The organism is Lactococcus garvieae subsp. garvieae (genome assembly GCF_029024465.1).
Lineage (GTDB): Bacteria > Bacillota > Bacilli > Lactobacillales > Streptococcaceae > Lactococcus > Lactococcus garvieae.
This window is the reverse complement of record NZ_CP118950.1, coordinates 1,683,326-1,697,901: the sequence shown is the minus strand read 5'-3', so window position 1 is coordinate 1,697,901 and position 14,576 is coordinate 1,683,326. Positions and strand designations below refer to the sequence as shown.

Annotated in this window: 13 protein-coding genes; 8 read left to right on the top strand and 5 right to left on the bottom strand. The window is 39.8% G+C overall.

The window, feature by feature from the left end:
* Positions 1-9: 9 nt before the first annotated feature.
* Both PYW30_RS08495 and PYW30_RS08490 read left to right on the top strand, forming a co-directional pair.
* On the top strand, positions 10-873 hold the full coding sequence (locus tag PYW30_RS08495; protein ID WP_016171050.1) for a YitT family protein: 864 nt from the start codon (positions 10-12) through the stop codon (positions 871-873).
* Positions 874-995: 122 nt separating this feature from the next.
* Positions 996-1,877 (top strand): YitT family protein, encoded by an 882-nt coding sequence (locus PYW30_RS08490; RefSeq protein ID WP_017368602.1) that lies wholly within the window; start codon positions 996-998, stop codon positions 1,875-1,877.
* Between the two features lie 40 nt (positions 1,878-1,917).
* Here PYW30_RS08490 and PYW30_RS08485 read toward each other — a convergent pair whose 3' ends face one another.
* From PYW30_RS08485 to hslO, 4 genes are all read right to left on the bottom strand, one after another.
* Positions 1,918-2,160 carry a hypothetical protein gene (locus tag PYW30_RS08485; RefSeq protein ID WP_023889911.1) on the bottom strand — a complete coding sequence of 81 codons (243 nt, stop codon included), beginning with the start codon at positions 2,158-2,160 and terminating at the stop codon, positions 1,918-1,920.
* A gap of 66 nt (positions 2,161-2,226) precedes the next feature.
* Positions 2,227-3,222 carry a tRNA dihydrouridine synthase DusB gene (gene dusB, locus PYW30_RS08480; protein WP_003133380.1) on the bottom strand — a complete coding sequence of 332 codons (996 nt, stop codon included), beginning with the start codon at positions 3,220-3,222 and terminating at the stop codon, positions 2,227-2,229.
* A gap of 87 nt (positions 3,223-3,309) precedes the next feature.
* Positions 3,310-4,854: a ClC family H(+)/Cl(-) exchange transporter gene (locus tag PYW30_RS08475; protein ID WP_014025370.1), complete on the bottom strand. Its 1,545-nt coding sequence runs from the start codon at positions 4,852-4,854 to the stop codon at positions 3,310-3,312.
* A complete protein-coding gene (gene hslO / locus PYW30_RS08470) occupies positions 4,851-5,735 on the bottom strand; it encodes an Hsp33 family molecular chaperone HslO (protein WP_023890052.1) in 885 nt (294 codons plus the stop codon). Before hslO ends, PYW30_RS08475 begins: the two co-directional genes overlap by 4 nt.
* Positions 5,736-6,042: 307 nt before the next feature.
* Here hslO and PYW30_RS08465 point away from each other — a divergent pair, with 307 nt between their 5' ends.
* On the top strand, positions 6,043-7,332 hold the full coding sequence (locus tag PYW30_RS08465) for an adenylosuccinate synthase (protein ID WP_017368598.1): 1,290 nt from the start codon (positions 6,043-6,045) through the stop codon (positions 7,330-7,332).
* Positions 7,333-7,396: 64 nt separating this feature from the next.
* Here PYW30_RS08465 and PYW30_RS08460 read toward each other — a convergent pair whose 3' ends face one another.
* Positions 7,397-7,969: a TetR/AcrR family transcriptional regulator gene (locus tag PYW30_RS08460; RefSeq protein WP_014025367.1), complete on the bottom strand. Its 573-nt coding sequence runs from the start codon at positions 7,967-7,969 to the stop codon at positions 7,397-7,399.
* Positions 7,970-8,417: 448 nt separating this feature from the next.
* Between PYW30_RS08460 and PYW30_RS08455 the strand changes: the two genes are divergently transcribed.
* The 5 genes from PYW30_RS08455 to PYW30_RS08435 all read left to right on the top strand — a co-directional run bounded on the left by PYW30_RS08455 (position 8,418) and on the right by PYW30_RS08435 (position 14,281).
* Positions 8,418-8,801, top strand: a complete 384-nt coding sequence (locus PYW30_RS08455) for a hypothetical protein (protein ID WP_232254533.1) — start codon at positions 8,418-8,420, stop codon at positions 8,799-8,801.
* An 8-nt stretch (positions 8,802-8,809) separates the two neighbouring features.
* Positions 8,810-9,193 (top strand): hypothetical protein, encoded by a 384-nt coding sequence (locus PYW30_RS08450; RefSeq protein ID WP_232254534.1) that lies wholly within the window; start codon positions 8,810-8,812, stop codon positions 9,191-9,193.
* Positions 9,194-9,527: 334 nt separating this feature from the next.
* On the top strand, positions 9,528-10,568 hold the full coding sequence (gene pheS, locus PYW30_RS08445) for a phenylalanine--tRNA ligase subunit alpha (RefSeq protein WP_042219391.1): 1,041 nt from the start codon (positions 9,528-9,530) through the stop codon (positions 10,566-10,568).
* A 114-nt stretch (positions 10,569-10,682) separates the two neighbouring features.
* Positions 10,683-13,091: a phenylalanine--tRNA ligase subunit beta gene (gene pheT / locus PYW30_RS08440; RefSeq protein WP_042219393.1), complete on the top strand. Its 2,409-nt coding sequence runs from the start codon at positions 10,683-10,685 to the stop codon at positions 13,089-13,091.
* Between the two features lie 158 nt (positions 13,092-13,249).
* Positions 13,250-14,281: a 3D domain-containing protein gene (locus PYW30_RS08435; RefSeq protein ID WP_042219395.1), complete on the top strand. Its 1,032-nt coding sequence runs from the start codon at positions 13,250-13,252 to the stop codon at positions 14,279-14,281.
* Positions 14,282-14,576: the final 295 nt, after the last annotated feature.

The window sequence follows — 14,576 nt, the reverse complement described above, 5'->3', positions numbered from 1 at the left end:
TTTATCAACATGTTTGGTGGCTGGGAAAAGTTGACACATCGTTTCTCAGCATCTGTCTTATATGGAATCACCTCTGCTTTTGCATTGAATTTCTTTTACCAACCGGGAAGGGTTTATGCAAGTGGTGCAACAGGGGCAGCACAGGTGGCAACGGAAATTTTAACACGGATTTTAGGGCACAACTATCTTCCTATATCAGCCACGCTCTTTCTGATCAATGTTCCGTTAATGATTCTGGCTTGGTTCCGTTTGGGAAAACAGTTTACTCTGTTTACCTTGTTGACGGTTACCATGAGTTCCGTCTTTATCCACTTTGTTCCTGAAACAACACTGACACCTGATCCAATCATCAATGCTATTTTTGGTGGTACTATCATGGGTGCAGGTGTTGGTTATGCCATGCGTAATGGTATTTCAAGTGGCGGTACGGACATCATTGCCCTTTATATCCGTAAAAGAACAGGCCATAATGTTGGTACACTAGGTTTCATCGTCAATGGTGTAATTATCTTTACTGCAGGTGTGCTCTTTGGCTGGGAATATATGCTGTATTCTATGATTGCTATCTTTGTGAGCTCACGTGTCACAGATGCAATCTTTACCCGTCAAAAACGTATGCAAGTGATGATAGTTACCGAAAATCCGGAAATCATTATCCGCAAACTCTTTGAAAAAATGCATCACAGTGCAACAATTTTGAACAATGCTGAAGGTGCATACTCACACGAGAAACGGACAATTTTGTTTACGGTTATCACCATGTATGAGTATCAAGATTTTAAAGAAATCATCACAAAATATGACCCGAAAGCTTTTGTCTCCATCTCCGAAAACGTTCGTGTAATAGGGAACTTTAGTGAGATTACTGATTAAGTTGACAAAATGACCGTTTTAGTATAAATTAGAGAAGGCCTCTGTCAACTTTGACAGAGGTTTTACAAGAAATTATAAAGCCATTTTTATAAGTTAAAAATGGTATTAGATTGGAGAGTTGTATGAAGGATATGAGCCTCATTAAAATCCATTTTCGTAACTTTATTGCCATCAGTTTAGGCGCAATTATCTTTGCTTTTGGTTTTGTAAAGTTAAATATGGCCAATCAGTTGGCTGCAGGTGGCCTTTCCGGTATTACCTTGATATTGCACGCATTATTCAAGTTGGATCCGGCACTAAGTCAGTTCATTCTGAATATACCCTTGCTTTTTATTGGTTACCGTTTCTTAGGACAACGGACCTTTACCTATACGGTCTATGCGATTGTTAACATCTCGCTTTTCCTTTCAGTTTTCCAAGCATTTGATTTTAGTATTAATCTTTTGCATGATAACTTAGTCGCAGCTCTCCTGGCCGGGGTATTTGCCGGAACGGGGATTGGGATTATCTTCCGCTTTGGCGGAACAACTGGGGGCTCAGATATCATTGCTCAGCTGTTGCAAATTAAGCGAGGCACCGCAGTGGGACGTGTGATTTTCACAATAGACCTTTTTGTCATGACACTTTCCCTCACTTACATTGATGTTAATCATATGGTTTATACATTAATTGCAAGTTTTGTGAGTGCTCAAGTGATTAACCTTATCCAATCTGGTGGTTATACCGTTCGTGGGATGCTTATTATCAGTCCTAAATATCAAGAAATTTCAAATGCTATTCTGGCAGAACTTGGACGCGGTGCTACATTCTTACATGGTGAAGGTGCGTATTCAGGCACAGAAAAACGTGTGGTCTATGTGGTTCTTAACCCTCGAGAAGTTATGACGGTTAAAGCCTTAATAGCCGAAATAGATCCTCAGGCCTTCTCAACAGTAATAAATGTGCACGAAGTCATGGGAGATTTTACTTATCCACAAAGTAAATATAAACGTAAGAAAAAATAAAAAAGAGCCAGTTTTTGGTTCTTTTTTATTTTAATGGCTATTATTGAAAAAGTTTTGAAGTGAGACGTTCACCTTCAAGTTGGCCCACAGAAGAAACACCTTCAACATCAGAAGAATCCGCATTAACGCCATCCTTAAGAATTTGTAAGCGATCGATAGCTTGATTGATTTGAATGAGACTTTGAGTTTGATTTTCAAAACTATAGTTACTAATCTCACGTTTAGCTTTCTTGAGGTGAATAATTGCCTTTTCGATTTCGACAAGAGCTTTTGATGTACGCATAGAGTCCCTCCTTGTTTTATGATACTAACCTTATTATAAACAAAAAGACTGGCAAAAGCCAATCTCTTAATTTTGAGCAACGAAATCATCTAGGATTTTGACAATTTCTGCTTGTGTTTCTGCTTGATTTACAGCTACTTTAACTTTTGCAGCACGTTTTGCACCTTTGAGGTAGTAAGCTGCATGTTGACGAAATTCACGTGAGGCTAAGTTATCGCCTTTGAGGTCAACAAGACGTTGCAAGTGAATCTTAGCGATACGCATTTTTTCATCGACAGTTGGTTCAGGGAGTAATTCTCCTGTGCGAAGGTAGTGTTCCGTACGGTGAAGCATCCACGGATTTCCGAGAGCTGCTCGACCAATCATGACTGCATCAACACCTGTTTCATCAATCATACGTTTAGCATCTTCAGGTGTTTTAACATCGCCGTTTCCGATGAAAGGAATGTTAATGTTGCTTGCTACTTTTTCAAGCCAGGTCCAGTCTGCTTTACCTTCATAGAGTTGCGCACGTGTCCGTGCGTGCATTGCAACAGCTGCACCACCCGCTGCTTCAATGGCTTTGGCGTTTTCAACCGCATAGAGATGGTCAGAATCCCAACCGATGCGAATTTTTACAGTCAGTGGTAAATCAATCGCAGAGCTGACAGCTTTCACTACATCGTAAACCTTATCTGGATCAAGAAGCAAGCGACTTCCCGCTTCATTTTTTGTTACCTTCGGAACGGGACAGCCCATATTGATATCAATAATGTCTGCTACTGTATTTTCTTGAACAAATTTTGCTGCTTCAACCAGTGTATCAACTTCACCACCAAAAATTTGCATTGAAAGTGGATGTGGTACGCCTTCAAAGTCCATCATTTGTAGCGTTTTTTTGTTGCGGTGCTCGATACCTTTATCGGAAATCATTTCAGTAACAACAAGTCCTGCTCCAAACTCTTTCGCTGTTGTTAGGAAGGCTTTATTATTAATCCCCGCCATTGGAGCGAGTACGATTTTATTAGCAATTTCTATATCCCCAATTTTCCATGGGCGTGTGTATTTTGAATCCATAGTCATAGAGAATATTTTACCATTTTTTAGGGGATTTGCTAAAACTTTGCACTGAAAAAACCTCCGTAGATAAATTCACGAAGGTTTTTCAGCTTAATCTGTAAATAAGTGCTTTATTTTTTGACGCACAGAAACTTCCTGCGCTTGAGTGGTTAAAAAGGTTGCAATATCTCCAGCATGGAGGAGTGTGTCTCCTCGTGGAATAATTTTTTCACCATTTCTTTGAATAGAAATCAGAAGACTGTCTTTAGGAAGGTGGAGATTTTGAACCGGTTGATGGTCAGCTTCCGAATCAAACTGAACCAAAGCTTCAATCATAATATGACCTTCTTTTTCAGTAGCTATTTCCGAATCAGCAGTAAGAAGATTGTGGAGTAATGAATCGTAGATTGGCTTAGAGTGTAAAAGCTCGGCCACAATATAGGAAATTAGGGAAACAAAAGCAAGAGGCAATAAATGATCAAAGGAACCGGTCATCTCGACTAAAAGGAGAATTCCAGTCATTGGTGCACGAACGATAGCAGTAAATGTTGCGGCCATCGCTAAAATAATAAAATTTGGAAAAAGGTGGGGCGACAAGTGCAAGAGGGGAATGACTGCTGTCGCAAAAATGCTCCCAAGGCTAGCACCGAGTACTAAGAGGGGAAAGAATATACCTCCGGGGACACCTGAAGCATAGCTGATGAGAGAAATTAAAAACTTTGCAACAAAGATCAGACAGAGAAAGGCAATCCCCCAAGTAAGCGTCAGTTGGTCAATCAATTGGTGACCACTGCCGCTGATGAGTGGAAAGAAGAGTGCAACAAGAGCAGAAGCAGCAAAACTGAACAAGACACGAAGAAAAGGACTTTTTATCTTTCCTTTCATAAGGCTTTGGCTCTTTAGCAGGGCAGCATTATAAACTGCTCCAAAAATTCCCATAAGGATGCCTAAAAGCAAGAGTAACCAATAATCCGAGAGGGGAAAGCTGCTCACGATTTGGAAATCAAAGATGCTGGCTGGACCAAAGATAATACGTGAAACGGCATCTGCCATGATAGCAGAGCTCATACAGGTTAATATAATCAAAGGTGAGAAGTATTTGAAGACCTCTTCAAGCGTGAACATGATACCAGAAAGTGGGGCATTAAAAGCCGCAGATAAACCAGCCGAAGCTCCAGAAGCAATCAACAAACGTTGGTGGCGCTCAGTAGAGGAAAACCTTTGGCCGAGGGCTTGTCCCATCGCAGCACCGAGCTGGATCGATGGACCTTCTCGCCCTAAAGATAAGCCAGCAAACATGGCCAGTGTCCCCCCGACAAACTTAGCCCAAGCCGTTGAAAACCAGTCTGGCTTAAAGTAGCCCAGCAATTGCCCTTTGACTTGAGGGATTCCGCTGCCGTTCGACATAGGATATTTTTTCATCAAGGTAGAGACAATAAAGACAAGGAGAAGCAAGGTGGGAAGAAGGAAAAGCCCGTAGATAAGATGAGTGCTGGCTTGGTGGTAGAGAGTGGCACCTAATTTTTCAGCTAGGGAAAGGGCTAAACGATAAAAGCTGGCCAAGAAGCCAGCTGCCAGTCCAACCCATAGACTTAAAAAAATTAAACCTATATTTTTGTTTGACGATTGTGAAAGATCTTTAATCAATAGTCTCATTTTTGAGCAGCTCCCAAGATTAAATCATTGAGCTCTTTTTCAGTAAATTCATATTTACGTCCGCAGAATTGGCAGAGGACTTCAGCCCCATGATCTTCTTCAATAATCTCGGTGAGAGCTTGACTGCCGAGGCTTTGCAATCCTTCAGCAAATCGATCCTTTGAACAGTCACATTCAAAGGCTAAAGGTGATTCAGCAAGAATCGTATATTCGAGCTCCCCATAAAGTGCAGCTAGCATAGCTTCAAGCGGCTTTTCTTTTAAAAGCATTTCCGAAATACTTGGCATTGCTTTAATATTTTTTTCCATGAGGGTGATTTCATCTTCAGTTGCATCGGGCAAGGCTTGGAGCATAAATCCACCTGCGATTTTAACACTGTCTTCCCCATCGTTGAGCAAAACATTTAAACCAACAGAAGAGGGAGTTTGTTCACTGGAGAGGAAATACCAGGCCAGATCTTCACCAATTTCTCCGGTAATTAAATCAGTTTGCCCTGTATAAGGTTGACGAAGTCCCATATCTTTAATGACCACAAAGAAGCCATTTCCAACGAAAGGAGCAACAAGTACTTCTCCCGTTGAAGCTTTTTTATAGTCTAAATCTTTGTTTTGGACATAACCTTTAACATTTCCTTTAGCATCTGCTACAGCAACAATTGCACCCATAGCACCATCACCCAAGATTTTGACCGTAATTTTACTGTCCCCTTTTTCATTGGCGCCTAAAATTTGAGCAGCAATCAAGGTACGACCAAGGGCAACAGTAGAAGTAGGCATCGTTTGATGACGTTCCTGAGCTTCACGAACAGTCAATGTTGAATCAAGAGCAAAAGCACGAAAGTGACCATTTTTTGAAATGGATTTTAATATTTTATCAGTCATAACTTCTTCTATTTTAACATATTTTTAACTGCATGGATTATTAGGCTTTTATTTCGGAATTGATGGTTTATATCAAGAACAAAGGGGGTCAAAAAAGTAAGATTTTTAGAGAAAATAGAGATAAAGTTAGACATTTCCGAACGAAATAATGGTTTTCTAGAAAAGAACTTGTTTCTTACTCAAAGCAGATTATTTTTTTGCTATAATAGGAATAGTGCGATAGGAGCTTTTCAATATCAAAATGCCAGCTGTGCCTCTTGAAAAGGAGACATAGAGCGTACAAATATTAAAAGAAAAGAGAGCTATTATGCCATCAGTTGTTGTTGTAGGAACGCAGTGGGGAGATGAAGGAAAAGGTAAAATTACGGATTTCCTCAGCTCAGACGCAGAAGTTATTGCGCGTTACCAAGGAGGAGACAATGCCGGTCACACTATTGTTATTGACGGCTTTAAGTACAAACTCCACCTTATCCCATCTGGTATTTTCTTCCCAGAAAAAACATCTGTTATCGGTAATGGTGTAGTAATCAACCCCAAAGCCCTGGTTAAAGAAATTGCATACCTTCACGAAAACGGTGTAACAACAGACAATCTTCGTATCTCAGACCGTGCCCACGTTATCTTGCCTTACCATATCAAGTTAGATGCACTTCAAGAAGAAGCTAAAGGTGATCAAAAGATTGGTACAACAATCAAAGGTATCGGTCCAGCTTACATGGATAAAGCGGCACGTGTCGGTATCCGTATCGCAGACCTTCTTGATAAAGAAATTTTTGAAGAACGTCTACGTACAAATCTTGAAAATAAAAACCGTGAATTCGTTAAACTTTATGACAGTGAAGCACTTGATTTCGATGAAATCTTTAACGAATACTATGAATACGGTCAACAAATTAAAAAATATGTAGCGGACACTTCAGTTATCTTGAACGATGCGCTTGATGAGGGACATCGTGTTCTCTTTGAAGGTGCACAAGGTGTTATGTTAGATATCGACCAAGGTACTTATCCTTTTGTTACATCTTCAAACCCATTGGCAGGAGGAGTAGCTATCGGTTCAGGTGTTGGTCCAACAAAAATTGATAAAGCAGTTGGTGTATGTAAAGCCTACACTTCACGTGTTGGAGATGGTCCATTCCCAACAGAACTTTTTGATGAAACAGGCCACCAAATCCGTGAAGTTGGACATGAATATGGCACAACAACAGGTCGTCCACGCCGTGTGGGATGGTTTGATGCAGTCGTGATGCGTCACTCACGTCGTGTTTCAGGCTTGACTCATCTTAGCTTGAACTCTATCGATGTTCTTGCAGGCTTACCAACAGTTAAAATCTGTGTAGCTTATGAACTTGATGGAAAAGAAATCACGCACTACCCAGCAAGTCTTAAAGAATTGGAACGTTGTAAACCAATTTACGAAGAAATGCCAGGTTGGTCTGAAGACATTACAGGAATGCGTACTCTTGAAGAACTTCCGGAAACAGCACGCAACTATGTACTTCGCGTTGCAGAGCTCGTTGGTGTTCGTATCTCCACATTCTCTGTTGGTCCAGACCGTGACCAAACCAACGTTTTGGAAAACGTTTGGGAAGCCTAAAATAAGTAAATAAATAAAGTGAAAAAAGCAATCATGGATGTGATTGCTTTTTTTTGTAGGTTTTCTAGCGCCCAATATCCTTATAGATGAGATCGTACATTGAAGTTTTGACTAATTTGATGAATATGGGTTTAAATTTTTCGGGCGTCAGAGGAATTTGGACGCTGAACCAAAGCGTAAAGATAATATCCAGATATGAAATCCAGAATGATAGCAGCTGTCTAGAGGAGAAATAGGGGCTTAATTGATGCTCTTTTACTAGATAATCATAACGCTCTTTCGCCCACGGGTAGAGGAGATCAATTGCTCCAGCATCCGTGCGGTACAAGAGATTACTCGTCACAAGAATATGGGCTTCATCTCGATGTTGCCACAAAATGGGTAAAATAATGTCAGCGAAAATTTCGACAGGGATTTCATCTGGACTATGACGAAAAAGTTGTGCATTGATTTCTTGAAAAATACCACGATAGATATATGCGACAATGTCATCAATTCCTCGATTTCCAAAGTTATGGCGAATCGTGTTTCGAGTAATTCCCGTCCGTCGAGTAATTTCCTCAATGTTTATAATTCCGCCTTCAGCAGCGATATTAAGTAAGGTTCTGATGACTATTTCTTTTGTGTTTTTAGCCATTTTTCATTCTCCTATATGTTATTTGGGGTAGAAAATATTAGAAAACTAATTGAGTTGCAATAAGAAATGAAAGGAATCCAGCGAGAATTTCTTTACAAAAGAAACTGTTAGGGTTAATTTTTAGCCCAATAATTTATATTGCCCTAAAAATGGTTGCCCTTATTTATCTTTAGGGACTAAAATGAAATCTAAAAAAGATGGATACAGGTAAAAATGAGTATGTACTCACTAAAACATAGGGTATTCCTCTTATTTATAGATTTTTTTTATTAAAAAAAGATGAATACAGTTTATTTTGTTATTGCTTTACATTACTAATGATACGAATATATAATAGTATTATATAAAATAAGTAACAAAAAACAAATTCAAAAATGTATATATTGAATTTAAATAGTTTAAAAATGGAGCAGAGAGGTAATCTCTCCGAACTAAAAAGAGGAAAAAGATGAAAAATTTATTTGCAAGCAGCCGAAATGGTGAAGAAAATAGTGTGGCACAAAATGAAGGAAGAACGATGATCCATTTGGAAGAATTTAATAAGCTCCGTGAGGAACTTGAGGCCAATAACCAAAGCCTGAAAGATGCTCTCCATAAAACAGAGGGAGAGAAGCACAAAGTAATTGTTGAAAGAAAAAAACTGGAAACAGAACTCCAACAGCTTAAAGCAGAACAAGAGAAGCAGCTGCTGGAGAAAGAACAAGCAGTGCAAAAATTGGAAAATGCTCTTCAAAAAAATATTGAAAATAATCAAGGAGATCTTGTAGCCTTTGAGGAACTGAAAGCGCAAAATGAAGCATTAAAAAAAGAAAATGTAGACATATCCCTCTAAGCTATAACGTGACCGTTCAAAGTGGACCACAACCGATGCCTGACGGCGAGCTTGAACAAACAAATGATAATTCTTCTGACAATATGGCAAGAGTGCGTGTATCTTTAGAAATCAAAGCAGAAAAGAAACGAAACTCTGGACGGCTGGTCATTCAAAACCTACCTACCAATCACATGCGCTTAAGGTTTACATTGCTTGCGGATGGTGAAGCAGAACCGTTGTTTCGCTCGGAAATGATTGCTCCGGGCTATGCTGTCAAGGAGATTCCATTGGAGAAAAAATACCTGCATGGGAAACATAAAGCGCGTCTTTTATTAGAGTTTTATGAAATGGAACAAGAAAAGAAAATTACAGAAAGCACGATGGATATCGTCATTAATGGGACAGAATGAGTTTGCGCGCTATAGAATATGCTGAATCCTCATGCGCAGTAGTGCTTTTTGCTCCAAAGAAAGCAGGAGATTAAAGATTGACAAATGAGATAAATCTGCTAAAATAAGAACATAGAAAGAATGAGAAGAGTAGGTTACTGGAACGTTTAAGGGAGTGATGTCGTCGACTGCAAATCATCACACGGGAAAGTTATTGAAGTTCACCTCATTCTAATTTAAAATAGTCTTTAATTAAGTGATAAAATAGGATGGTACCGCGGTTTTCGCTCCTTTGTATAGGGGTTGAAATCGTGGTATTTTTTGTCATCGCGGTTAGAAGGTATGAGGAGAAAAAATGAACTTACAAGAAAAAATTGAAGCTTTACGTGAACAGGCTTTGAATAATTTAACAGCTGCCGTTGAAGAAAGAATGCTGAATGATTTACGAACAGCAATCATGGGTAAAAAAGGCGAGTTAACAGAAATCCTCAAAGGGATGAAAGACCTAACAAATGAAGAACGTCCAGTCATCGGTGCTCTAGCCAATACCTTCCGTGATGAATTTGCTGCAAAGCTTGAGGAGAAAAAAGCAGAACTTGAAGCAGCAGCCATGAACGCAGCCTTAAATTCTGAAACTTTAGACGTGACTTTACCTGGTCATGCACCTAAAAAAGGTGCACGTCATATTTTGACTCAAACAGCAGAAGAGATTGAAGAAATTTTCTTAGGCATGGGCTATGAAATTGTAGATGGCTATGAAGTCGAAACAGACCATTATAATTTTGAGCGCATGAACTTGCCTAAAGACCACCCTGCACGTGACATGCAAGATACTTTCTATGTAACAAACGAGGTCTTATTACGTACACATACATCGCCAATGCAAGCGCGCACGATGGATCAGCATGACTTTAGTAAAGGTGGTTTGCGCATGATTGCTCCAGGTCGCGTTTATCGTCGTGATACTGATGATGCGACGCACAGCCACCAATTCCATCAAGTTGAAGGCTTAGTTGTGGATAAAAATATTACGATGGCCGACCTTAAAGGTACGCTTGAACTTGTCATCCAAAAAATGTTTGGTGCTGACCGTGAGATCCGTCTCCGTCCTTCTTACTTCCCATTTACTGAGCCTTCTGTTGAGGTCGATGTAAGTTGCTTCAAATGTGGCGGCAAGGGATGTAATGTCTGCAAATACACAGGTTGGATTGAAATTCTCGGTGCGGGTATGGTTCATCCTAACGTTTTAGAAATGAGTGGTATCGACAGCACGGAATATTCTGGTTTTGCTTTTGGTATGGGACAAGAACGTATCGCAATGCTCCGCTATGGTATCAACGATATTCGTGGCTTCTATCAAGGAGATTTACGTTTCTTAGAACAATTCGGAAAATAATTTCAGAAGTAAAGGCATAAGCGCATCTCTAAAAACTCAGACTTTACTGCTGTCGCTCAAAGCGCAGAGTATGGAGATGCCCATAAAAGAAAACGGAATAAAAGGAAAAATAAAATGTTAGTATCATATAAATGGTTAAAAAAATTAGTCAACGGACTTGATGATGTTCCTGTTGCTGATTTGGCAGAAAAAATGTCACTTTCAGGTATTGAAATTGAAGGGGTAACAGTACCAGGCCAAGGTTTGTCAAAAATTGTTGTCGGTAAAGTATTAACTTGTGAAGATGTTCCTGAAACACATTTACATATTTGCCAAGTTGATGTTGGTGAAGAAGAACCACTCCAAATCGTCTGTGGCGCTCCCAATGTCAAAGCAGGAATTAAGGTAATTACAGCACTTGTTGGTGCACGTATTGCGGATAACTATAAAATCAAAAAAGGAAAAATCCGTGGTATCGTTTCATTAGGAATGCTGTGTGCCCTTGATGAAATTGGTATTCCTGAATCTGTTAACCCAATGAAGCATGAAGATGGGATCTATATTTTACCTGAAGATGCAGTGATTGGTGACAGTGTCTTGCCTTATCTTGACTTAGACGACGAAATTATCGAACCGGATATCTTGGCCAACCGTGCTGATGCGATGTCAATGCGTGGAGTTGCTTATGAAGTAGCGGCTATCTATGGTAAAACAGTCAATTTTGAAGAAAAAACTGTAACCGAAGGAGCAAAAAAAGCGGCAGACAAAGTAGCTGTAAAAGTTGAAACAAGTACAGAACAAGTTCCGACTTATAAAATTCGTATGATTGAAAACGTCAAAATTGCACCATCTCCACTTTGGTTACAAAATACCTTGATGAATGCTGGAATTCGTCCCATCAATAATGTCGTTGACGTCACTAATTATGTTTTGATGTACTATGGTCAACCGCTTCATGCTTTTGATTTTGATAAATTTGGAGCAGATGAAATTGTAGTGCGTCAGGCGAAACAAGGAGAGAAGATTGTTACTCTTGACGAGCAAGAGCATGAACTTAGCCCTGAAGATATCGTGATTACAGCGAAGGACCAACCGGTAGCGCTTGGGGGCGTCATGGGCGGATTTGACAGTGAAATTACTGATCAAACAGTCACAGTAGCTCTAGAAGCTGCCCTTTTCAACGGAACTTCAATCCGCAAAACTTCACATAAGTTTGCCTTACGTTCAGAATCATCAAGCCGTTTTGAAAAAGGAATCAACCAAGGGACAGTACGCGAAGCATTAGACTTTGCAGCAGCGATGATTCAAGAACTGGCTGGTGGAGAAGTTCTTGCAGGTGTAGTAGAGTCAAATGACTTCATGCCAGAGCCCCAAGAAGTTAACATTACTTTGGACCGTATCAATGCAGCTTTAGGAACATCACTTGAAGCAGCAGAAGTACTTGCGATTTTAGCGCAACTAGGTTTTGAAACACAAGAAAAAGAAGGCCAATTTAATATTCAAATTCCTTCACGTCGTTGGGACATTAAGATTGAAGCCGATATCGTGGAAGAAGTAGCGCGTATTTATGGCTATGATAATTTGCCAAGTACCTTACCTTCAGGTGCGACAGCAGGTGAATTAACGGCTATGCAAAAATTACGTCGCAAGGTCCGCACACACGTTGAAGCAGCAGGACTTTCAGAAGTTATTGGTTATTCTTTAACTACAGCAGAAAAAGCGCAAGAGTTTGTGGAAAAACAAGGAGCAACAACATCGTTGATGCTGCCAATGACAGAAGATCGTCAGACCTTACGTGGGAGTCAAATTCCAGGTCTCTTAGATATTGTGAATTACAATCAAAACCGCAAAAATGCAGATGTTGCGATTTATGAAGTAGGTAATATCTTTGTAGCGACTGATTCTGAAGATACACGTCCTCTTGAAATTCCTCATCTTGCCTTTGCGATTTCTGGAAATGTCGAAGACAAAACTTACAGTTCTGATGCTGTAGCTGTGGACTTTTATCATGCAAAAGCTATTGTTGAACAACTTTTAGCAGGCTATGATAATCTTGCGTTTGAAGCTTATTCTGAAATCAAAGAAATGCACCCAGGACGTACGGCACGTGTTCTTCTCGGCGACCGTCAAGTTGGTTTCGTAGGGCAAGTTCATCCTGCAACAGCAAAAGCTTATGATGTTAAAGAAACTTATGTGGCTTCACTGGACTTGGATGCAATGCTTGAGCTTGCGCCAGCACAGACAGTATTTGTGGAAATTCCAAAAGTCCAAGCTGTCCATCGTGACATCGCGATGTTGGTAGATACAGATAAAACACATGCCGAAATCGTTGACACAATCACCTCAAGTAAAGTTAAAACCTTAAGTAAGGTAGAACTTTTTGATATTTATCAAGGAGAAAATTTACCTGATGGTAAGAAATCAATGGCTTACAGTCTAACTTTCCAAAGTCGTGAAAAGACCATGACGGAAGAAGAAATTGCAAAAGCAATGGCCAAAATTACTAAAAATCTTGTAGAAACTTTAGCAGTTGAAATTCGTTAAATCATAAAACCTTGGAATTTTTTCCAAGGTTTTATTGTAAGTTTTAAAAAAAGTCAAGAGATAAAGTATTAATAAAAGCGGTTTACATTAAGTTTCAATAACCATACGTAATCAAAATGCAATCAAACAGGGCTCTTTTTGTGTTAGAATGGTAAAATATGAAAAAGAACAATTGGAAAAAAGGAGCAACTTTACTTGGAGTGTCAGTTGGAATGCTGACAATGGGCCTACAAGTTGCTAATGCTGACGAAAGTACGATCAATAAAGATATCGAGAACTTTCAGCAACAGCTCAACTCGGAACTTTCTCAGACAAATGCAATCTATGCGAAAGCAACTGTTTCACAAAACAAGCTCAAATTAACGCAAGAAAAGATTGAAAGTCTGGATCAAGAAATTGAGAGAACTGAGGTAAAATACAATTCCTTAAAAGAGACAGTAGCAAAGCAAATGCGTGCCATGCAAGCGCACGGAGGTGCCTCAGCTTCTGTTCTCAACGTAGTCTTGAATGCGAATGATTTTCATGAAGCGATACAGGCTTGGACAAACTTGAGTGTCATATTACGCGCTGAGGATGCACAAGCTAAGGATTTAGTCGACACGCAGAAAAATTTGGAAACAATGCAAAGCTCTCTTCTGCAAACGAAAGAGGAGTTAAAAACCGCTCAGGCCGACTACCAAGCGCAAACAGAGAACCTGGAAGAGCGTATCCATATGCTAAAAAACAAAATGGCCGACAACCAGAATATACTGGAAGAGATGAAAGCCAAAGCAGAAATGGATAAAGATACTCCCGTAGACGAGGATGCCGATAAGCCAACAATAGAGGCCTTGGCTTCAAAGAAAAAAGAAGAACCTAAAGTTTCGGAGTCTAAAGATACTACAATTACAACTCCGAGTAGTGAGGGTGGAACTTCCTTGACAGTCTCAGCTACAGCTTATTCCTCAGATAACGGCTTAGGCTTTATCACAGCAACAGGCATTAACTTGCACCAAAATCCAATGTGTATTGCCGTTGATCCTTCCGTCATTCCCTTAGGAAAGATGGTTGAAGTGCCAGGTTATGGTATCGCTATTGCAGGCGATACAGGTGGAGCTATCAGGGGAAATATTATTGATGTGCATCTTCCCACAACAGCTCAAGCGCAAGCTTGGGGACGTAAAACACTTCAGATTAATGTACTTTCTTAAAAATTTTTGAATAAATAAGTCAAAAACTCCTGCTCACAGGGGTTTTTTGTGGTTTCAATCCCTATTTCTCATCTGCTCACTCTTCTGATATTATTTTGAAAATCATAAGAAAACATTACAATAATATTATATAAATGTTATTTATGTTGCTTAGTGATAACAAAATACTTGACGAGGGAAATGCTATGACTTATAATCAGCACAGCACAGCACAGCACAGCACAGCACAGCACAGCACAGCACAGCACAGCACAGCACAGCACAGCACAGCACAGCACAGCACAGCACAGCACAG